At 68.8% G+C, this 20,855-nt stretch carries 17 protein-coding genes and 1 rRNA gene; 5 read left to right on the forward strand and 13 right to left on the reverse strand.

From position 1 onward, the window contains the following. Nucleotides 1-96 precede the first annotated feature (96 nt). A 16S ribosomal RNA gene (locus tag ACJMK0_RS10390) occupies nucleotides 97-1,637 on the reverse strand. Between the two features lie 449 nt (nucleotides 1,638-2,086). Between ACJMK0_RS10390 and ACJMK0_RS10395 the strand changes: the two genes are divergently transcribed. Next, complete coding sequence (locus ACJMK0_RS10395; protein ID WP_405238119.1) at nucleotides 2,087-2,794, forward strand: cytochrome b/b6 domain-containing protein; 708 nt, start codon at nucleotides 2,087-2,089, stop codon at nucleotides 2,792-2,794. A 39-nt stretch (nucleotides 2,795-2,833) separates the two neighbouring features. On the opposite strand, the gene ACJMK0_RS10400 is transcribed toward ACJMK0_RS10395, so the two are convergent. Together ACJMK0_RS10400 and tyrS are read right to left on the reverse strand one after the other, a co-directional pair. Beyond that, entirely contained in the window at nucleotides 2,834-3,298 is a 465-nt protein-coding gene (locus ACJMK0_RS10400; RefSeq protein ID WP_405238121.1) for a c-type cytochrome, read from the reverse strand. Nucleotides 3,299-3,375: 77 nt separating this feature from the next. Then, nucleotides 3,376-4,581: a tyrosine--tRNA ligase gene (gene tyrS / locus ACJMK0_RS10405; protein WP_405238123.1), complete on the reverse strand. Its 1,206-nt coding sequence runs from the start codon at nucleotides 4,579-4,581 to the stop codon at nucleotides 3,376-3,378. A gap of 278 nt (nucleotides 4,582-4,859) precedes the next feature. On the opposite strand from tyrS, the gene ACJMK0_RS10410 reads away from it, so the two are divergent. Genes ACJMK0_RS10410 through ppk1 form a run of 3 tightly spaced genes read left to right on the forward strand, consistent with a single transcriptional unit; the run spans nucleotide 4,860 to nucleotide 9,572 of the window. After that, entirely contained in the window at nucleotides 4,860-6,257 is a 1,398-nt protein-coding gene (locus tag ACJMK0_RS10410) for a peptidoglycan DD-metalloendopeptidase family protein (RefSeq protein WP_405238125.1), read from the forward strand. A 47-nt stretch (nucleotides 6,258-6,304) separates the two neighbouring features. Next, nucleotides 6,305-7,441, forward strand: a complete 1,137-nt coding sequence (locus tag ACJMK0_RS10415) for an anhydro-N-acetylmuramic acid kinase (RefSeq protein ID WP_405238127.1) — start codon at nucleotides 6,305-6,307, stop codon at nucleotides 7,439-7,441. Nucleotides 7,442-7,493: 52 nt separating this feature from the next. Then, the gene (ppk1, locus tag ACJMK0_RS10420; protein ID WP_405238129.1) at nucleotides 7,494-9,572 is read left to right on the forward strand and encodes a polyphosphate kinase 1; all 2,079 of its coding nucleotides are present in this window, start codon (nucleotides 7,494-7,496) and stop codon (nucleotides 9,570-9,572) included. Here the strand turns inward: ppk1 and ACJMK0_RS10425 are convergent. The 5 genes from ACJMK0_RS10425 to ACJMK0_RS10445 form a co-directional block, all read right to left on the reverse strand. After that, entirely contained in the window at nucleotides 9,548-11,017 is a 1,470-nt protein-coding gene (locus ACJMK0_RS10425) for a Ppx/GppA phosphatase family protein (protein ID WP_405238131.1), read from the reverse strand. The genes ppk1 and ACJMK0_RS10425 overlap by 25 nt on opposite strands. 145 nt (nucleotides 11,018-11,162) lie before the next feature. After that, on the reverse strand, nucleotides 11,163-11,537 hold the full coding sequence (gene erpA, locus ACJMK0_RS10430; RefSeq protein WP_405238133.1) for an iron-sulfur cluster insertion protein ErpA: 375 nt from the start codon (nucleotides 11,535-11,537) through the stop codon (nucleotides 11,163-11,165). Nucleotides 11,538-11,594: 57 nt separating this feature from the next. Continuing rightward, the gene (locus tag ACJMK0_RS10435) at nucleotides 11,595-12,041 is read right to left on the reverse strand and encodes a bactofilin family protein (RefSeq protein WP_405238135.1); all 447 of its coding nucleotides are present in this window, start codon (nucleotides 12,039-12,041) and stop codon (nucleotides 11,595-11,597) included. Nucleotides 12,042-12,116: 75 nt separating this feature from the next. Beyond that, nucleotides 12,117-12,818: a DUF6776 family protein gene (locus tag ACJMK0_RS10440; RefSeq protein WP_405238137.1), complete on the reverse strand. Its 702-nt coding sequence runs from the start codon at nucleotides 12,816-12,818 to the stop codon at nucleotides 12,117-12,119. 141 nt (nucleotides 12,819-12,959) lie between these two features. Next, nucleotides 12,960-13,544 carry an RNA pyrophosphohydrolase gene (locus ACJMK0_RS10445; protein ID WP_405238139.1) on the reverse strand — a complete coding sequence of 195 codons (585 nt, stop codon included), beginning with the start codon at nucleotides 13,542-13,544 and terminating at the stop codon, nucleotides 12,960-12,962. A 63-nt stretch (nucleotides 13,545-13,607) separates the two neighbouring features. On the opposite strand from ACJMK0_RS10445, the gene ACJMK0_RS10450 reads away from it, so the two are divergent. Next, a complete protein-coding gene (locus ACJMK0_RS10450) occupies nucleotides 13,608-14,582 on the forward strand; it encodes a FecCD family ABC transporter permease (RefSeq protein WP_405238141.1) in 975 nt (324 codons plus the stop codon). Here ACJMK0_RS10450 and ACJMK0_RS10455 read toward each other — a convergent pair. From ACJMK0_RS10455 to ACJMK0_RS10475, 5 genes are all read right to left on the reverse strand, one after another. Beyond that, complete coding sequence (locus ACJMK0_RS10455; RefSeq protein WP_405238142.1) at nucleotides 14,560-15,675, reverse strand: ABC transporter ATP-binding protein; 1,116 nt, start codon at nucleotides 15,673-15,675, stop codon at nucleotides 14,560-14,562. The genes ACJMK0_RS10450 and ACJMK0_RS10455 overlap by 23 nt on opposite strands. Then, entirely contained in the window at nucleotides 15,676-17,301 is a 1,626-nt protein-coding gene (locus tag ACJMK0_RS10460) for an ABC transporter permease (RefSeq protein WP_405238144.1), read from the reverse strand. Beyond that, nucleotides 17,298-18,365, reverse strand: coding sequence for an extracellular solute-binding protein (locus ACJMK0_RS10465; protein WP_405238146.1), 1,068 nt, complete (start codon nucleotides 18,363-18,365; stop codon nucleotides 17,298-17,300). Before ACJMK0_RS10465 ends, ACJMK0_RS10460 begins: the two co-directional genes overlap by 4 nt. 159 nt (nucleotides 18,366-18,524) lie before the next feature. Continuing rightward, nucleotides 18,525-19,613: a GGDEF domain-containing protein gene (locus ACJMK0_RS10470; RefSeq protein ID WP_405238148.1), complete on the reverse strand. Its 1,089-nt coding sequence runs from the start codon at nucleotides 19,611-19,613 to the stop codon at nucleotides 18,525-18,527. Beyond that, nucleotides 19,597-20,718, reverse strand: a complete 1,122-nt coding sequence (locus tag ACJMK0_RS10475) for a prephenate dehydrogenase/arogenate dehydrogenase family protein (protein WP_405238150.1) — start codon at nucleotides 20,716-20,718, stop codon at nucleotides 19,597-19,599. The genes ACJMK0_RS10470 and ACJMK0_RS10475 overlap by 17 nt, the downstream gene beginning before the upstream one ends. Nucleotides 20,719-20,855 lie beyond the last annotated feature (137 nt).

Raw genomic sequence — 20,855 nt, forward strand, 5'->3', positions numbered from 1 at the left:
CGAGCGAGGTCGGACAGCAGTCCAGGCCTGTTGCCTATTCAATCAGGTAACTTGTATGGGAGCTCGCGCCTTCCTTTGCGGTTGCGCTTTACTCTTAAAGGAGGTGATCCAGCCGCACGTTCCCGTACGGCTACCTTGTTACGACTTCACCCCAGTCATTGGCCACACCGTGGTAAGCGCCCTCCCGAGGGTTAGGCTACCTACTTCTGGTGCAACCAACTTCCATGGTGTGACGGGCGGTGTGTACAAGACCCGGGAACGTATTCACCGCGACATTCTGATTCGCGATTACTAGCGATTCCGACTTCACGGAGTCGAGTTGCAGACTCCGATCCGGACTACGACGCGCTTTAAGGGATTAGCTCACCATCGCTGGCTGGCAACCCTCTGTACGCGCCATTGTAGCACGTGTGTAGCCCTGCCCATAAGGGCCATGATGACTTGACGTCGTCCCCACCTTCCTCCGGTTTGTCACCGGCGGTCTCCCTAGAGTTCCCACCCGAAGTGCTGGCAACTAGGGACAAGGGTTGCGCTCGTTGCGGGACTTAACCCAACATCTCACGACACGAGCTGACGACAGCCATGCAGCACCTGTCACTCGGTTCCCGAAGGCACCAAGTCATCTCTGACAAGTTCCGAGGATGTCAAGGGCAGGTAAGGTTCTTCGCGTTGCATCGAATTAAACCACATGCTCCACCGCTTGTGCGGGTCCCCGTCAATTCCTTTGAGTTTTACCGTTGCCGGCGTACTCCCCAGGCGGAGAACTTAATGCGTTAACTGCGACACCGAAGGGCAAATCCCCCCGACATCTAGTTCTCATCGTTTACGGCGTGGACTACCAGGGTATCTAATCCTGTTTGCTACCCACGCTTTCGCGCCTCAGTGTCAGTGTTGGGCCAGGAAGTCGCCTTCGCCACTGGTGTTCCTTCCGATATCTACGCATTTCACCGCTACACCGGAAATTCCACTTCCCTCTCCCACACTCTAGTTAAGCAGTATCGAATGCAATTCCCAGGTTAAGCCCGGGGCTTTCACATTTGACTTACCCAACCACCTACGCGCGCTTTACGCCCAGTAATTCCGATTAACGCTTGCACCCTCCGTATTACCGCGGCTGCTGGCACGGAGTTAGCCGGTGCTTCTTCTGTAGGTTACGTCAAGACCGGTCGGGTATTAGCCGCCGGCTTTTCTTCGCTACTGAAAGTGCTTTACAACCCGCAGGCCTTCTTCACACACGCGGCATTGCTGGATCAGGGTTTCCCCCATTGTCCAATATTCCCCACTGCTGCCTCCCGTAGGAGTCTGGGCCGTGTCTCAGTCCCAGTGTGGCTGATCGTCCTCTCAGACCAGCTACGGATCGTCGCCTTGGTGAGCCTTTACCTCACCAACAAGCTAATCCGACTTAGGCTCATCCAATAGCGCGAGGTCCGAAGATCCCCCGCTTTCCCCCGTAGGGCGTATGCGGTATTAATCCGAGTTTCCCCGGGCTATCCCCCACTACTGGGCAGATTCCTAAGTATTACTCACCCGTCCGCCACTCGACGCCTGGGAGCAAGCTCCCATCGTTTCCGTTCGACTTGCATGTGTTAGGCATGCCGCCAGCGTTCAATCTGAGCCAGGATCAAACTCTTCAGTTTAAACATTGAAGTTTGAAGAATGAGATCCCCAAGCTCTAAATCACATTGACTTAGGTTTGGTTCGCTCACTCTGGTTTTCGCTTCCGAAAATTCCAGCGCGAGCGCCCACACAAATTACCTGATTGTATTGTTAAAGAGCGATTCCCCGGAATCCGGGGCAGACCCACAATTATACAGGCAGGCCGGGGTTGGTCAACAGTCCAGGCTGCCTGCATCACTGTTTTTTCGGGGTCTCCTGCCGGCGACGCGGCCGTCAGGGAGGGCGCATTATAGCGACGATCCCGCCCCCGTCAACACCCGATGGCAAATTCTTTTCGGCGGCGGCCGGGGCGCCGCCGGAATACCCTCCGCGGACACCCTTCCAACCACTCCGTTAGACCGTCCCGTGAGCCCGGCGTTCCGGTGCGCGAATGCTTGCCGGGCCGGGGCGGTTCTGGCTGAATGCCGCCATGAAAAAGGACACGGATCGGCCCGCCGCGGCCCTCGTCTGGGACCTGCCCCTGCGGCTGTTCCACTGGCTGCTGGTAGTGGCGCTGGCAGGCAGCTGGATCACCCACGAACTCGGGGTGAACTACATGGACTGGCACATGCGGCTCGGCTACCTCGTGATCGGGCTGATCGTGTTCCGGCTCCTGTGGGGCTTCGTCGGGCCGCGCCACGCGCGCTTCGGGCAATTCCTGCGCGGCCCCGGCGCCGTCGTGGCCTACGCCCGCGACTGGCTGGCCGGGCGGGCGCGGGTGAGCGCGGGGCACAATCCCCTGGGCGGCTGGTCAGTGCTGGCCATGCTGGCCGTGGTGTCCGTGCAGGCGGTGACGGGGCTGTTCAATACCGACGACGTGCTGACCAGCGGTCCCTGGCACGGCGCAGTGTCCGACGACCTGGCCGACACGGCGTCCTGGCTCCACGCCGTGAACTTCAACCTGCTGCTGGCACTGACGGGCCTGCACGTCGCCTCCATCCTCGCCTACTGGCTCAGGCTGCGCATCGACCTCGCGACGGCCATGTTCACCGGCCGCAAGCGCGGCGTCGACCCGGCGGCGGGAATCGCCGGCCACCGGCTCCTGCTGGCACTGGTCCTGGCCGCACTCGCCGCCGGGACGGTGTGGCTGCTGGTGGACCTGGCGCCGGAGCCGGCGGCCGCAGATTTCCTGTTCTGAGCCTCCGGTTCCGAGCCGCTCCCCTTGCGGGGTCGGCAATCAGTCCTCGCGGAAGCGGTCGTGGCAGTCCTTGCAGGCCTGTCCCATCTCGACGAACGCCGTCCTGAACGCGTCGAAATCCCCGCCGGCGGTCGCCGTCTCGAGAGCGGCGCTCTTCTCGCGAATCGCCGCGGCAAGTTCCAGGAACTCCTCCTCCTCCTCCCAGATCGCGTCCTTCGCCTCGGTGGGCAGGTCGTAGCCCCGGGTATCGGCGGCGAAGGCGTCGGGGATCATCGGCACCAATGCCGCGATGCGGCTCGCGTGCTTGCCGGCCCTGTCCGCGTCGAAGGGGATCTCCTCCTTGGCCATGCCGGCCAGCGGCCCGATGTTCCACCCCACCAGTTTAAACAGCGATTCGCGCACCTCGTAGGCCTTCCCGGCCTGCTTCGCATCCATGGCGAGCGCGCTGCCAGCGGCGAACACGGCCAGCGCGGCCAGACAGACGGCTATCTTCCTGAACTGCATCGTTCTCTCCTTACAAAGATCATCCGGGAGCGGCCGTGCCGCTCCTTCCGTTCCCCCGATTTTTCGATTTTTCGGTATCAGGTCAGCGTCACACGCGCGAAGCGGCGCTTGCCGACCTGGCAGACGTGGGTATTGCCGGCCTCGAGCTCCAGGTCCCGGTCCTCGATGCGATTGCCGTCCACCCGGACCGCGCCCTGGCCGATCATGCGGAATGCCTCCGAGTTGCTGGACACCAGGCCCGCCGAGCGCAGCACCCGGGCGATGCCGAGCCGCCCGCCCTCGGTGGCCACGTCGAGCGCCGGCATGTCCTCGGGCATGTCGCCCTTGCGGAAGCGGGCGATGAAGGTCTCCTGCGCGGCCTCGCCCGCGCCGGCGCCGTGGAACCGGTCCACGATCTCGCGGCCCAGCTCGAACTTCACGTCCCGGGGGTTGCGTCCCTCCGCGACGGCCTCGCGCAGCGCGCGGATCTCGCCCAACGGCCGGAAACTCAGCAGCTCGAAGTAACGCCACATGAGATCGTCGGAGATCGACATGAGCTTGCCGAACATCTCGTCCGGCGGCTCCGTGATGCCCACGTAGTTGTTCAGCGACTTGGACATCTTCTCCACGCCGCCCAGACCTTCCAGCAGCGGCATGGTGAACACCACCTGGGGCGCCTGGCCGTAGTCCTGCTGCAGCTGCCGGCCGACCAGCAGGTTGAACTTCTGGTCCGTCCCGCCCAGCTCCACGTCGGCCTTCAGCGCCACCGAATCGTAGCCCTGCACCAGCGGATAGAGGAACTCGTGGATGGCGATCGCCTGGCCCCCAGTGTAGCGCTTGTGAAAGTCGTCGCGCTCGAGCATGCGCGCGACCGTGTGGCGGGAGGCCAGCCGGATCATGTCGGCCGCGGTCATCTCGCCCATCCAGCGGGAGTTGAATTCGATGCGGGTGCGCTCGGGGTCCAGAATCTTGAAGATCTGCGCCTCGTAGGTACGCGCATTCTCGCGCACGTCGTCCTCGCTGAGCGGCGGGCGGGTGGCGTTCTTGCCCGACGGGTCGCCGATCATGCCGGTGAAGTCGCCGATCAGGAAGACGACCTCGTGGCCGAACTCCTGGAACTGGCGCATCTTGTTGATCAGCACCGTGTGGCCGATGTGCAGGTCCGGCGCCGTCGGGTCGAAGCCGGCCTTGACCACCAGCGGCCGGCCTTCGGCCAGTTTCGCGCGCAGCGCACCCTCCGGCAGCACCTCTTCGGCACCCCGGGTCAGTTCCTCGAGCTGTTGTTCGGCGGGAATCTGGGTCATGGCTCCTGTCGCCAGTGCTGTCGGCAATGCTGTCGCCCCATCGTCATGGCCCCGGATGACGGACCCGGGGCCCGCGGCGGGCGCGCGCCGCGCTGCGAATCTTGCCCGACGCGGGGGCGAATCACAAAGGGTGCTGCGAGCCAGACGCGGCCGCGGGCCCGCCACGGCTGCATCGGCATCTGAAAAAGCCCGTTTAAAGACCTGATTTGCTACTGCTTTCTTTGACTCGATTATGTCTTGTGGCTACATTAGCGGCTGCCCTATACCGGAGAGCCGCCTTGCACCGTCCTGTGAGCCCGATCAGGCACGATTACAAGCACAAGCTCGCGCACAAGAACCCGGCTCCGAGGCGCCTTTCCTGGTTCGCCGTCGGTCTCGGCCTGCCACTGGCCGTCGTGGCCCTGCTGGCCGGGTTGCGGGATGCCGGCGGCACCGCGGAGCAGGTCACCCCCGACATGATGGAGCGCGAGATCGCCGCCTCGCTCGGCATACCGGCGCCGCCGATGCAGCGCCGCAGCGAATCGCTGGCGGAGCTGCTGGCGCCGAGCGCCCCGGCCGAGGCCGCGGAGATCGTGCCGTACACGCCGCTCACGCTGGAGGTGGCCCGCGGCGACACCCTGGACCGCCTGTTCCGCCGCCACTCGCTCAGCATCGCCGACCTGGCCCGCGTCACCAGCCTGAAGGAGGCGAAGGACCCGCTGCGCCTGATCCGCCCCGGGGACAAGCTGGAGATCCGCCACAGCGACGGCCGCCTGCTCCGCCTGTACAAGGAGCTGGACCTCACCTCCGCGCTGGTGGTGGAAGCCAACGGCGACGGCTTCGAGGCGTCTATCGTCGAGCGCCCGATCGAGGTGCGCGAGAAGATGGCCCACGGTGTCATCGAGACCTCGCTGTTCGAGGCCGCGATGGACGCCGGCATCTCCGACAACGTCATCATGAATCTGGCCGGCATCTTCGCCTGGGACATCGATTTCGTGCTCGACATCCGCAAGGGCGACGAGTTCTACATCCTCTATGAAGAGATCTGGCAGGACGGCGAATTCGTCAGCAACGGCGAGATCGTGGCCGCCGAATTCGTGAACCGCGGCAATACCTTCCAGGCCCTGCGCTTCGTCAACCCGGAGGGCGACAGCGACTACTACACGCCGGACGGGCGCAGCGTGCGCAAGGCCTTCATCCGGGCGCCGGTGGACTTCGCCTACATCAGCTCCAACTTCAACCCGAACCGCCGCCACCCGGTGCTGAACACCATCCGCGCCCACCGGGGCGTGGACTACGCGGCGCCCACGGGCACGCCGATCAAGGCGGCCGGCGACGGCAAGGTCATCTTCCGCGGCCGCAAGGGCGGCTACGGCAACACGGTAATCCTGCAGCACGGCGGCAACATCACCACGCTGTACGCCCACATGTCGCGTTTCCATTCCCGCGCGAAGCCGGGCAGCCGGGTCAGGCAGGGCCAGATCATCGGCTATGTCGGCGCCACGGGCATGGTCACCGGCGCCCATCTGCATTACGAGTACCGGGTGAACGGCGTGCACCGCAATCCCCGCACCGTGGAGCTGCCCGAGGCCGAGCCCATCCGCGAGGCCTGGCGCGGCGAATTCATGGCGGCCGCGGAGCCGCTGCTGGAACGCCTGAACCGCTACCGGACGACGCGCCTGGCCTCGCTGCAGTGAGCCTGGCCGGCGCCCTTGCGCCACGGGCCGGCTGACCCCCTGACCCGATGAGCGAACTCTTCCTCGGCCTGATCTCCGGCACCAGCATGGACGGCGTCGACGCCGCCGTCGTCGCCTTCCCCGAACGGGGACGGCGCGACTGCGAGCTGGTGGCCACGGCCTGCTACGCCTATGCAGACGATCTGCGCCTCACGCTGGAACGGGCGGTGGCCGACCCGGCCTCCTGCGATCTGGATACGCTCGGTCGACTGGACGTGCAGGTAGGCGGGGCTTTCGCCGCGGCCGCGCTGCGCCTGCTGGCCTCTGCGGGGCTGGAGGCCGCCGACATCCGCGCCATCGGCAGCCACGGCCAGACGCTGCGCCACCGGCCGGACGCCGACACGCCGTTCACGCTGCAAATCGGCGACCCCAACGTCATCGTCGCCCGCACCGGCATCACCACCGTGGCGGACTTCCGCCGCCGGGACATCGCCCTGGGCGGCGAGGCGGCACCCCTGGCGCCGGCCTTCCACGGCTGGCTGTTCGGCGACGGCGCGCCGGCGGCCGTGGTCAATATCGGCGGCATCGCCAATCTCACCCTGGTGGACCGCGACGTGCGCGCGGGCTTCGACAGCGGCCCCGGCAACACGCTGATGGACGGCTGGATCCGGCGCCACCGGGACGAGGCCTGGGACCGGGACGGGGCCTGGGCCCGGGAAGGCACGGTCGCACCGCTGCTGCTCGAGGCCTGCCTCGACGACCCCTACTTCACCGCGCCGCCGCCGAAATCCACCGGCCGGGAATATTTCAATGCGGACTGGCTCGACGCCCGGCTGGAAGCCCTGCCGGAACAGCCGCCGCCCGTCGACGTGCAGGCCACCCTGGCCGAACTCACCGCCGTCACCGTCGCCCGTGCCGTGGGCGAACAGGCATCGGGGGTGAGGCGGGTGCTGGTGTGCGGCGGCGGCGCGCACAACGGCTTTCTCATGCAACGGCTGGCGGAACTGTGCGCGCCTGCGGACGTCATGAGCACGGCGGCCGCGGGACTCGACCCGGACTGGGTGGAGGCCGCCGCCTTCGCCTGGCTGGCCCGGGAGACGCTGGCCGGACGCCCCGGCAACCGCCCCCGGGTCACCGGGGCGCAGAGCGCGGCCATCCTCGGCGGCATCTACCTGGCCGAGGGCGGAGCCGCTCCCTCCGGCTGAGCGCCCCGCTGCTATACTGATTGGCCGCCCCTTGCCCTGAAGGACCACGGCCGTGGACACCGAGAACCTGAGCCTGCCGGACTACTACATCAACCGCGAGCTCAGCCTGCTCGAATTCAACAAACGGGTACTCGCCCAGGCGCTGGACACCACCACCCCGCTGCTCGAGCGCCTGCGTTTCCTCTGCATCTCCTGCACCAACCTCGACGAGTTCTTCGAGATCCGGGTGGCCGGACTGAAGCAGCGCGAGGAACTCGGCTCGGCGGCGCCGGGGCCCGACCGCATGACGCCCCGGGAGACCCTGACAGCGATTCGCAGCGAGGCGGCCGAACTCGTGGAGCGCCAGTATCGGCTGCTGAACGAGGATCTCATCCCCGCACTGGCGGAGAACGGGGTGCATTTCGTCCGCCGCGATCAGTGGAGCGACGGCCAGCGGGACTGGCTGCACGCCTACTTCCACGATCAGGTGCTGCCCGTGCTCACGCCGCTGACCCTGGACCCGGCGCGCCCGTTCCCCCGCATCCTGAACAAGAGCCTGAACTTCATCGTGGCGCTGAAGGGCAAGGACGTCTTCGGCCGCCGCCGCCACCGTGGGCTGGTGCAGGCGCCCCGCTCCCTGCCGCGGCTGATCCCGCTGCCGCCGGAGTTCGGCAAGCCCGGGGAGGAGAACTTCGTATTCCTGTCGTCGGTGATCCACAGCTTCGTCGACGAACTGTTCCCGGGCATGAAGGTGGACGGCTGCTTCCAGTTCCGCGTGACCCGCAACAGCGACCTGTACGTGGACGACGAGGAGGTGGACGACCTGGTGCGGGCGCTGGAAGGCGAGCTGGCCGCGAGCCGCTACGGCGCCGCCGTGCGCCTGGAGGTGGCGAGCGAATGCCCCGAAGAGCTCAGCACCTTCCTGCTGGACCACTTCGAACTGGATGCCGAGGATCTGTATCCGGTGGACGGCCCGGTGAACCTCAACCGCCTGCTGCGCGTGTGCGACCTGTCCGGGCGCGACGACCTCAAGTTCCGGCCGTTCACGCCGGGGCTGCCCGCCGGCCTGGTGGGCGCGGAGACGGTCTTCGACGCCGTCGATGCGAAGGACGTGCTGCTGCACCACCCGTTCCAGGCCTTCACGCCGGTGATCGACTTCATCGCCCAGGCCGCCGCCGATCCGGACGTGCTGGCCATCAAGCAGACCCTGTACCGCAGCGGCCCTACCTCGCCCATCGTCGACCACCTGGTGGCCGCCGCCCAGGCGGGCAAGGAGGTGACGGTGGTGATCGAGCTGATGGCCCGCTTCGACGAGGCCGCCAACATCTCGCTGGCGAACCGGCTGCAGGAGGCGGGCGCCCACGTCGTCTACGGCGTGGTCGGCTACAAGACCCACGCCAAGATGGCGCTGGTGGTCAGGCGTCACGGCGAGGAGCTGCGCCGCTACGTGCACCTCGGCACCGGCAACTACCACCCGCAGACCACCCGCGTGTACACGGACTACGGCCTGCTGTCGGCGGACCAGTCGCTGGGCCGGGACGTGCACGAGGTCTTCATGCAGCTCACGAGCCTCACCGAGATCCGCGGCCTCAAACGCATGACCACCGCGCCGTTCGGCCTGCACGACCGCGTGCTCGCGCAGATCGAGGCGGAGACCGCAGCCGCGGCGCGGGGTCAGCCGGCGCGGATCATCGTCAAGGTGAACGCGCTGATCGAGCCGCAGGTGATCCAGGCCCTGTACCGCGCCTCGCAGGCCGGCGTCCGGATCGACCTGATCGTGCGCGGCATCTGCTCGCTGCGCCCGGGGCTGCCGGGCGTGTCGGAGAACATCCGGGTGCGTTCCATCGTCGGCCGCTTCCTGGAGCACTCACGCGTGTACTGCTTCCTGAACGGCGGCGACGAACTGATCTACTGCGCCAGCGCGGACTGGATGGAGCGCAACTTCTTCAACCGCGTGGAGACCTGTTTCCCGCTCACGCGCAAGTCGCATCGCAACCAGGTCAAGGCCGACCTGGAACTCTACCTGGAGGACAACACGGACGCCTGGGAACTCGTCGCCGACGGCAGCTATCGCCGCCTCTCGCCCGGGCCGGACGCGAACCCCCGCTCGGCGCAGGGCGAGCTGCTTCAGCGGCTGGCGGAGACCTGCTGACCGGAGAAGTCCACCTCCAGCCGGTAGCCCGTGGGCTTCAGATACTGGACCTCCCGGTCGAGATCGGCCAGCGTCAGCGGGTTGTTGTCCAGCCAGCCGTCGGGGAACGACAGGGCCAGCGATCTCTTGCCGACCACCACGCGGGTATCCAGCGGCAGGTCCGCGGAGCGGCTGCGGTTCAGGAGCACCGCCAGGCGCAGCAGCAGCGCCAGGCGCCATATCCGCTTGCGCTTCTTCTCCGGCAGCCGGTCGAGGCGATCCTGGTCGGGGCGCTTGCGCTGCGAGGCGATCAGACAGGCCAGCACCTGCTGCTCCAGGCGGGGGAAGCCGGGCAGGTCGGCGTGCTCCACGATGTAGGCGCCGTGCTGGTGGAAATTGTGGTGGGAGATGTCGAGGCCGATCTCGTGCAGCCGCGCCGCCCATTCCAGCAGCTTCGCGTCCAGCGGGTCGGTGAGCTTCCACTGCTTCGCCACCTGGGCGAGCAGCCGACCGGCCATGAGCGCCGCCCGCTCCGACTGGTCCGGGTCGACGTGGTAGCGCTCGACCAGGGCCTGCACGGTGCGCTCCCGGGCATCGGCGTGCTGCAACCGGCCCACGAGATCGTAGAGCAGGCCCTCGCGCAGCGAGCCGTCGGAGATGTTCATGCGCTCTATCCCGAGCGAGGCGAATATCTCGGCGAGGATCGACAGGCCGCCCGCCCAGACCTGCGCGCGGCGCTGGTTCAGACCGGGCAGGTCGAGCCGGTCGATGCGCCCCTGGGCGATCATGCGCTCGATCAGTTCCTCGACGTTGGCGAGCGTGAGGCCCTCGGGCTGCAGGATGCCGAGCTCCCGGGCCACCGCCTCTGCCGAGCGCACGGTGCCCGAGGCGCCGATGGCTTCCTGCCAGCCGTGCTTGCGGAAGAACGCCTTCACCGGCCTGAGTTTCAGCTGCGCCGCCGTACGGGCGCGGTCGAAGGCCTTGCGGGTGAGCTTTCCCTCGGGGAAGTAGCGTTCGGTCTTGCCGACGCAGCCCATGGACAGGCTCTCCAGGGCCTCCGGCTGCTCGCCCCGCCCCAGTATCAGCTCGGTGCTGCCGCCGCCGATGTCCACGACGAGCCGGCGGCCCTCGATGGGCGGCAGGCTGTGCGCCACGCCCAGGTAGATGAGCCGGGCCTCCTCGATGCCCGAGATGATCTCGATGGGATGGCCGAGCGCGGCCTCCGCCTCCGCCAGGAAGCCGGCCTCGCGGCGGGCCCGGCGCAGGGTATTGGTGCCGGCGGCGCGCACGTTGGAGGCATCCACGTCGCGCAGCCGCTCGCCGAAGCGGCTCAGGCACTCGAGCGCCCTGGCCTTGCTGCTCACCGTCAGGCCGGTCTTCGGCGACAGGCCCTCGGCCAACCGCACGGTCTCGCGCAAGCGGTCCAGGATGGTGAGCTGACCGTGGCGCAGGGTGGCCACGATCATGTGGAAACTGTTGGAGCCCAGATCGACAGCGGCTATGACGCTGTCCTGGGAGTGGTCGTCGTTCTGGTCGGTATTGGAGACGATGCCGGTCTCCCCTGCTTCCCGCCGGCGGCCGCCGCTGTGGCGGCGTCAGACTATCGGACTGTCAGACGGAGAACGACGAGCCGCAGCCGCAGGTGGTCTGGGCGTTCGGGTTGCGGATGATGAACTGCGCGCCTTCCAGGTCTTCCTTGTAGTCGATCTCGGCGCCCATGAGGTACTGCACGCTCATCGGGTCCACCAGCAGCGTCACGCCCTGGTTCTCCACCTGGGTGTCGCCCTCTTCCATCTTCTCGTCGAACGTGAATCCGTACTGGAAGCCGGAGCAGCCTCCGCCGGAGACGAACACGCGCAGCATAAGTTCGGGATTGTCTTCCTCACGGATCAGCTCGCCCACCTTCTGCGCGGCCGCGTCGGTGAACACCAGGGGCGGCGGCGGCATCTCGGTGGCTTCGGGTGTCGTCGTCGTCGTGTTTTCCATCGTTCTGCTTCCCCGGGCCATTGTGGGCCCTGTCTGCGGGTCTGTACCTGGCTATTCCTATTTGGCGCCCGTGGCGATCTTGGGCGCCGGCATCTTCGCGGTGTCGCCGGTCTTGCCGCTCTCTTCGGCCGCCTGGCCCGCACGGGCGTCCGTGCCGTGGACCAGCTTGCCGTTGATCTCCGCGCCGATAGCCATCTCGATCAGATTGTAATACACATTACCGATGACCCGCGCCGTGGGCCCGAGTTCCACCCGCTCGCTGGCGGTGAGATCGCCGCGCACCGTGCCCTTCAGAACCACGTGGGGCACGGTCACGTTGCCCTCGATGGTGCCGTTCTCGCTGATGCTGAGCGCCGAGTCGCTCTGCGGATCGGCGCTGACGTTGCCGTGGACGGTGCCGTCCACGTGGCAGCCGCCGTCGAAGTGCAGGTCGCCCTGCACCCGCGAATTCGGTCCGACCAGCGTGTCGATGGTCGTGTGGCGCTTGTTCTTACGTCCAAACATGGCTTACTCCGTGAAGCGGGCTGATCCCGGGCTCGTGGACCCCCGAGCTCATCCCGGGCTCGTGGACCCCCGGGCTCATCCCGGGCTCGTGGACCAGGGAAAACTCTGCTTGATGCCCGAGCTGCCGCTGCCGCTCGGCATCAGTTCTACGTTGACGCGGTCCGGCTCGAATCCCTCCGGCAGCACCAGCTCCCGTTCGAAGTCCTGGAAGTACCGGAACGAGAACGCCCAGCGCGCGTCGTCGTCTTCGGCCGCGAGCTGGCCAAAGGGGATGGTGACGGCCTCGCCGCCCCGCGCCCCGTCCACCGACAGGCGCACCGTCCCCGACACGCGCTGGTGGTGCTGTTTCACCTGGACGAGCACCAGCCGCAGACGATAGCGGGACTCCTCCGCGCCGCGCAATACCTGGAAGTCCTGCACCCGCAGGCCGCTGCTGGAGTCCGCCGGCGAGATGATGCCCCGGTAGAACGCGATGGCCTCGCGCTGCTCCTGGATCTTGTCCTGCAGCGAGCGGAACCCCTCGTCGATGGCCTTGTACGCCTCCTGGTCCGTCTTGCGCAGCGTCTCCAGCTTGATGATCTCCTCGCGCAGCGCCGCCCCCTCGGCCTCCAGCGCGGCGATGCGCTCGGCCAGCTCGTCCCGCTCGCGGGCGGCCTCCAGGCGGTTGTAGCCCGCGTGCAGGCGGCCCGCCTCGTACACGAGGTAGCCGGCGCCGAGGACGGCCGCGAGGGCGACGGCGGCCAGCACACGGCTGCGGATCGGGGAGGCGTTGGGCATAGGTTCGGGGGTCGCCGGATTCTGTCAAAACGGGGGGTTATGGTACGCGGCGGCCGCCGCCCCCGGAAGTGCGGTATGTCACGGATCGGCCACGCGCCGGCCCTGCGGCGGTACCGTGTGGGGCATGCGCCGGCGATGCCCTCAGGGCGTGAACCCGGCGCGGCGCAGGTCCTTCGTGAACACGGCCCGCCAGCGGTGCGGCCACCAGCGCGGCTGCGGCGGCGGGCCCTCCGGGAACAGGTGGGTGGCCAGCTCGAACAGCGCCCGGGCGTAGACCCGGCGTTTGAAGTAGATGACCTCGTTGACCGGCCGCCAGTAATCCACCCAGCGCCAGCGGTCGAATTCGGGCGTGTGGCTCAGGTCGAGGCGCAGCCGCTCCTCGGCGGAGACGAAGCGCAGCAGGAACCAGCGCTGCTTCTGGCCGATGCAGACCGGTTGGTCGCCGCCGTGACCCCGGCGGCGGACGTAGCGCTCCGGCAGGCGATAGGAAATCCAGTCCCGGGTGGCCCCCAGCACCTGGACGTCGTGGCGCTCGAGGCCGAGTTCCTCGTACAGCTCCCGGAACATCGCCTCCTCCGCGCTCTCGCCGCGGTCGACGCCGCCCTGGGGGAATTGCCATCCCTTGCGCCCGGCGCGGCCGGCCAGCAGCAGACGATCGGCCTCGTTCGCCAGTATGATGCCGACGTTCGCGCGGAAGCCGTGCTCGTCGATATTGTCGGAATTCATGGAAAACCTCTTGGCCGTCATTCTTCCACAATCCCGAATAGCGGACCAGCGACGGAAGGCGTCATGACCCTGCCGCAGAAGCTGCTGCTGCCCGGCCTCCTGCTGCTGGCGCTCGCGTGCCTGGCCGCAGCGCTGGCGACCGGCAGCGAGCCGCTGCCGCTGACGCGGATCGCGGAGATTCTGGCCGGCGGCGGCAGCCCCGGCGAACGGGACCTGGTGCTGGAGCTGCGCCTGCCCCGCGCGCTGTCCGCCTTTGCCGTGGGCGGGCTGCTCGCGCTGGCCGGCGTACTGATGCAAGTGCTGCTGCGCAACCCGCTCGCCGATCCCTACATTCTCGGCACCTCCGGCGGCGCCGCCGTCGGGGCGCTGGCGGCCCTGTCCGTCGGGCTGGCGCCCTGGGCCGTAGATGCCGGCGCCTTCACCGGCGCTCTCGGCGCGATGCTGGTCGTGTTCCTGGTGGCCCACGGCAGCGGCAGCTGGACCCCGGCCCGGCTGCTGCTGACCGGCGTGGTACTGGCGTCGGGGCTCTCCGCGGTGATCGGCCTGCTGCTCACGCTGTCGCCGGAGCAGGGCATCCACGGCATGCTGTTCTGGCTGATGGGCGACTTCTCCTTCGCGCACGCGCCTGCGCCCCTGCTGGTGGCGCTGGCCGTCGGCACCGCGTTGGCCCTGGCCGCCGCGCGGGAGCTGAACGTGCTGGCCCGGGGCGAGACCATGGCCGCCATCCTGGGGCAGCGGGTCGCACTCGTTCAGGCCGCGATCTTCGTCGGCGCGGCCCTGCTGACCGCCGTCGCGGTCACCGCCGCGGGCACCATCGGTTTCGTCGGCCTGGTGGTGCCGCACATGATCCGGCTGGTGACCGGCAGCGAGCATCGCCGCGTGATACCGGCCGCCGCCATCGCCGGCGGCATCCTGCTGGTGGTGGCCGACACGCTGGCGCGCACTGCCCTGGCGCCGCGTCAGCTGCCGGTGGGCACGCTCACGGCCCTGCTGGGCGTGCCGCTGTTCCTCGCGCTCATGTGGCGCCAGCGGCGCTAGGATCCTGTGCGAGGATTCTGTGCGACCGGTCCGGTGCGGCCGGTTCGACGGCCGCCGCGCCGGCCGGGAACACCACCATGTGGTCCGTCTCGATGCGGATGCCGATCATCTCGCCGACCGCGTGGTCGTGATGACTGGGCACGGCCGAGAGCAGCCGGCTGCCGTCGGTCGTGCTGAGTTCGTAGAGGAACTGGGGCCCGCGGAAGCGCCGGCTCACCACCCGGGCCTTCAGCGCGCTCTCGTCGTCGTGCACGACGTCGTCCGGGCGCAGCAGCAGCTCCACCTCGGTGCCGACGGGCAACGTCTCGGTCATGCGCCCGGTCGCGGTCGCCACCGGGGTCTCCACCGTGGCCGGGCCGCGCACCACGCCGGGCAGCCAGACGCCCTGGCCGACGAAGCCGGCCACGAACCGGTCCGCCGGCCGGTGATAGATGTTGTAGGCCGTATCCCACTGCAGCAGCCGTCCGCCGGTGAGCACGCCGACGTCGTCGGCCACGGAGAAGGCGTCCTGATGGTCGTGGGTGACGATGAGCGCCGTGGTGCCGACGGACTTCAGGATGTCGCGCACCTCGGCGGCGAGGCGCTCGCGCAGGCCGGCGTCCAGGTTGGAGAAGGGCTCGTCCATCAGCAGCAGGCCGGGCTCCGGCGCCAGCGCCCGCGCCAGCGCGACCCGCTGCTGCTGGCCGCCGGACAGCTCGTGGGGATAACGGCCCTCCAGCCCCGGCAGCCCGACCAGGTCGAGCATCTCGCGCACCCGGTCCCGGTGGCGGGAGCCGCCCCGCGCGCCCAGGCCGAAGGCCACGTTGCCGGCGACGTCCAGGTGCGGCATCAGGGCGTAGTCCTGGAACACCATGCCGATGCGCCGGCGCTCCGGCGGCACGTGCACGCCCGGCCCCGACAGCTCCCGGCCCGCCGCCGTGATGCGCCCGCCGGCGGGCCGCTCGAAGCCGGCGATGCAGCGCAGCACGGTGGTCTTGCCGCAGCCCGACGGCCCGAGCAGGCAGCCGATGCGGCCGCGCTCGAGTACCAGGTTGACGCCCTCCAGCACGGGCTGGTCGCCGTAGGCGTGGCTCAGTTGTTCGATCGTGAGCATTCAGCCGCTCCGACGGTTCAGCAGCAGCACGGGGATCAGGCCGACCAGCACGATGGACAGGGCGGAGACCGAGGCGCGTTCCCAGTGCCCCTCCGAGGTGAGCTGGAAGACGCGGACGCTGAGGGTATCCCAGCCGAACGGGCGGGTCATCAGCGTGATCGGCAGCTCCTTCATGACGTCGACGAACACCAGCAGGGCGGCGGTGGCGATGCCGGTGCCGAGGATGGGCACATGCACCCGGCCGAGCAGCCTGAGCCCGGCCACCCCCATGCCCCGGGCCGCGTCGTCGAGGCTGGGGCGGATGCGCTGCATGGCGCTCTCCACCGGCCCGTGGCCCACGGCCAGGAAGCGGGCGGCATAGGCGAGCAGCATGGTCACCACCGTGCCGGTCAGCACCACGGGGGCCGTGCCGGAGCCGAGCAGCGCGCGGGCCGCGGCGGTGATGCCGTCGCCGAGACCGACGACGGCCACGAAGAATCCGACGGCCAGGACCGCGCCCGGGATGGCGTAGCCCAGCGTGGCGGCCCGCGCGAAGCCGGCGGCGAGCGAGCCCGGCCGCATGCGCACGGCGTAGGCCAGCAACAGCGCCAGGGTAACGATCACGAGGGCCGCCGCCAGGCCCAGGAAGACGCTGCGGCCGGCGAAGGCGAGATAACGGGGATCGAACTCGGCGGCGAAGGTCTGCACCGTCCACGCCACGAGCTGCAGCACCGGCAGGAGAAACGCCACCAGGAAGACCAGGCTGCAGTAGCCGGTGGCCAGCCAGGCGGCGCGGGGCGCGAGATGCAGCCGGCGGCGGCCACCGCCGCTGCCCACGGCCTCGAAGCGGGCGCGGCCGCGAAAGCGGCGCTCGGTCACCACCGCCACCGCCACCAGCAGCACGAGCACGCTGGCGAGCTGCAGGGCCGCGTCCAGAGAGAACAGGGAGAACCAGGCCTGGTAGATGGCCGTGGTGAAGGTGTCGTAGTTGAACACGCTCACCGTGCCGAAATCTGCCAGGGTCTCCATGGCCACGAGCGCCACGCCGGCGGCGATCCAGGGCCGCGCCATGGGCAGCGCCACCCGGCGGAAGCCCTGGGCCGGCGCCATCCCCACCGACTGGGCCACCTCCAGCCCGCGTATCCCCTGGGTGGCGAAGGCGTGGCGGGCGATCAGGTAGACGTAGGGGAACAGCGCGAGCGTCAGCGTCAGGATGCTGGCCGCGCGGGCGCCGAGCCCGGGCAGCCCCGCACCGTCGCCGAAGGTGCCGCGCAGCGCGGTCTGCACTGTGCCCGTGTATTCGAACAGGCCCGCGAGCGCGAAGGCGAGCACGTAGCCGGGCACCGCCAGCGGCAGCAGCAGGGCCCAGTTGAAGAAGCGCCGGCCGGGGAACTCGCAGGCGGCGGTGAGCCACGCGAGGCTGGCGCCGATGACCGCGGTGAGCGCGGAGACCGCGAGCACCAGCCAGAGGGTGTTCACCAGCACCCGGGGCAGCACGTGCTCGGCCAGGTGGGCCCAGACCGCCTGGTCGGGCGAGAACAGGGACGCGACGGCGACGGCCAGCGGCGTCGCCGTCATCGTCGCGATGAGGGCGGCAACGACGATCCAGCCGCGGCCGCCTGCGGCGGGCCGCCGGTCAGCGCTCAACGATAGCCGGCCCGGTCCATCAGCTTGACCGCGGCCGCCTGCAGCTCGCCGGCCTGTGCCACCGGCATGTCACTGGCCTCGAACTCGCCCCAGGCGGCGACCAGCGGGTCGGACGACACGGCCGGGTTGGCCGGGAACTCCAGATTCAGGCCCGCGAACAACTCCTGCGCCGCCGGCGAGGACAGCCACTCGAGCAGGGCGATGGCTGCCTCGGGGCGCGGCGCATGCTTCGTCACGCCGCCGCCGGAGACGTTGATGTGCACGCCGCCGGTCTCGCCGGACGGCCAGTGCAGCGCCATTGCCAGATCCGTGCCGCGCTCCTTCTGCAGCCGGCCGAAGTAGTAGGTGTTGACCACGCCCACGTCGCACTGCCCGGCGAGGATGGCCTCCATCAGTTTGGTGTCGTTGGAGAAAACGTCCGTGGCCAGGTTGTCCACCCAGCCGCGCACGATCTCCTCGGTGCGCTGTTCGCCGTAGCGGGCGATGAGCATGGCGACCAGCGACTGGTTGTAGACCTTCTTCGACGTGCGCAGGCAGAGCCGGCCCTGCCACTCGTCGTCCGCGAGCTCGGCATAGCCCGCCAGGGACTGCGGGTCCACCCGCTCCGTGGAATAGACGATGGTGCGGGCGCGGACCGAGAGCGCGAACCAGCGGTTCTGCGGGTCCTGCAGATGATCCGGGACGTTCTGCTCGAGCACCGGTGATTCGACGGGGCGCAGCACGCCCTGCTCGGCCGCGTACCAGAGGTTGCCCGCGTCCACCGTCAGCAGCATGTCCGCGTCGGTATTCTCGCCCTCCGCCAGCAGCCGCTGGATGAGCGGCTGTTCCTTGTCGGTGGTGTAGGCCACCTCCACGCCGGTCTCCTCCGTGTATCGGTCGAAGATGGGCTTGATGAGGTGCTCGGCCCGCGCCGAGTAGACCACCACCCTGTCCGCCGCGGCGGACGCCGGGCCCGCCGCCTCATCCGGCGCGGCCGAGTCCGGCTCCCCGCCGCCGCAGGCCGCCGCCAGCGCGGCGCCGGTGAGGATGCAGGCGGTATTCCTGAGCCGTTTCGTGAATTTCATGAAATCACTCCGTTCTTTGTCCCGAGTTCGATGTCCTGAGTTGGATCGTGGGGTTGATACCCGATTGCCGCCGCCGATGTCGTCGATGACAATTGATAATGGTTCTCATTATCACAGACAGCGGCCTCCGGGTCACGGGCCGGCCGTCGGAGGCCGCGCTCAGCCCGACGCGGCCACCCGGTCGCGGCCGGCGGACTTGGCCTCGTAGAGCGCGACGTCGGCCCGCGCGAGCAGGCTCTCCGCCAGGGTCTTGAGATCCTCGTCCGCCCGCGAGGGGGTCACCGTGGCGAGCCCCGCCGAGATGGTCAGCGCGAGCTCCGTACCGTCGGCGAGTGCGACGGGCCGCTCGGCCACGGCGGCGCGCAGACGCTCCGCCAGGCTGCGGCCGGGCACGGCATCGGTGTCCGGCAGCAGCAGCACGAACTCCTCGCCCCCGTAGCGGGCGGCGACGTCGCTGGCCCGGATGCGGGACTCGATGCGCTGGGCCACTTCCGTCAGCACGAGGTCGCCGGCCAGGTGACCGTGATTGTCGTTCACCCGCTTGAAGTGGTCGATATCGATCAGCAGCAGCGTGAGCGGCGAGCCGTCCCGGCGGGCCCGCGCCAGTTCCTCGCGCAGCCGGGTCTGCAGGTAGCGCCTGTTGTGCCAGCCGGTCAACACGTCCGTGATCCCGCTGCGCAGGAGCCGGGCCCGGTTCACCGCGTTCTCGAGGGCGAACGAGGCGATGACGCCGAGATGGCCGAGGAACTCCGTGCCGTGGCTGCGGGTGTAGCGGCCGGGATCGGCGCTGCCGAAATTCAGGCTGCCCATCAGCCGGCCCTGCCGCTCCAGCGGGATCAGCGCGATGCTGGCCGGCGCCGTGCCGCGGCCGAAGATGAGCTGATGATCCGCCGCGCTGTAGGGTCCGAGCCAGGGGCCGCGCAGCGTCGTGTAATGGGGCGCGATGCCGGTGAGCGCGTCCACCAGCGCGACGTCCGGCAGCTCCTCCGGGCCGGTGCCCGCCGCGATCAGCAGATGGCGCACCTCGTGATCGGGATCGCACAGCAGCACCGAGACGTGGGGCAGATCGAAGCTCTCGCGCAGCCCGCCGGTGAGACGCCGGAACAGCTCCGGCAGGTTCTCGGCGTTCAGCAGCGCGAGCTCCCGCTCCCTGGAGCGGCGCAATATGGCCTCGTTGTTGGCCGCCTCCTCGGTCATACGCGCCAGCTGCCCGCGCAGGCGGCGGAGCTCATCATCCGGGCTGCTCACGGTTACCTCCATCGGGTGTCGAGCGGCTGGCGAGGTATTCGCGGCCCCGGCGCATCAGGCGGACGAATCCCGCCTCGTCCCCGGAACGCACCAGCTCGCGGATGCGCTCGGCCGACTGGCACAGCGCGTCCAGCGGCTCGAGCCCGAACTCGTTCAGGCGCTGGATCTCGAAATAGAGATTGGGGTTGTCCTCCGCCACCCGGGCCGAGACGTCGAGCTGGGCGTCGAAAGTGGTACTGGACATGGTCGAGAGCCGCGGCGCCGCCTCGCCGCTCTCCGCCAGCGCGGTGAAGAACGCGATATTCAGCGCGTGGGACAGGCCCAGCACGTAGGCGATGAGCCGGTCGTGGTCCTCCAGGTCCATGTCGATGCGCTCGGCCATGGTGGCGGCGAACAGCTCCCGCGCCTCGGCCGTGGCCTCCGGCACGCCGACGTCGCAGAAGATCACGTGACGCCCTGAGAGCAGGCGGGTATCCGGCCCGAACATGGGATGCAGCGAGGTGACCCGGCAACCGGCCCGCGCGAGCGCATGCAGCGGCTCTGTCAGCGGGCTCTTCAGCGAGCCGACGTCGAAGATCAGGCCCCGGGGCTTCAGCTCGGCCAGGCCGGCCAGGATCTCCGCGCTGCGCGCGAGCGGCGCCGCCACCACGATGATGTCGTAGTCCGTGCCGGCTTCGCGCCAGTCCGCGTAATAGTCCACCGGCAGGTCGGTAGGGCCCGGGTCGGCGATGGTGACGTCGAAGCCCTGGGAGGCGAAGAAACCGACCAGCCAGCCGCCCATCTTGCCCGAGCCGCCGATCACCAGCACCCGGCGGCCGTCGCCGCGGCCCTCCGCGGTGACCCGTGCCTGCTCCTGGTGGGTGAGCGACGAGCGGATCAGCAGGGTCAGCAGCGACTCCGCCAGGGCCGGATCCACGCCCAGCTCCTCGGCCCGGCGGCGGCCCATGTCGATCACTTCCTTCTCGCGCCGGAAGTCGCGCGTGGCGCGACCGGTGGTCATCTTGCTCCGGCCGATCTCGTCGACGATGCGCTGCCTCTCCGCGACCCGCTCGATCAGTTCCCGGTCCACGGCGGAGAGCCGCGCACGCAATTCGTCAAGATCCATTGTCTGCCCGCAGTCTGCAAGAACCCCGCCTTTGTACTAAGCCGGGCAGCGGCGAGCAACAAAAAAGAGGCCCGCGCGTGGCGGGCCGAAGCGGTGCAGCAGCAGTATCGCAGCAGTTACGGATGCAACCGGTGCGG

The organism is Lentisalinibacter orientalis, from assembly GCF_040706535.1.
Classification (GTDB): domain Bacteria; phylum Pseudomonadota; class Gammaproteobacteria; order Steroidobacterales; family Woeseiaceae; genus Lentisalinibacter; species Lentisalinibacter orientalis.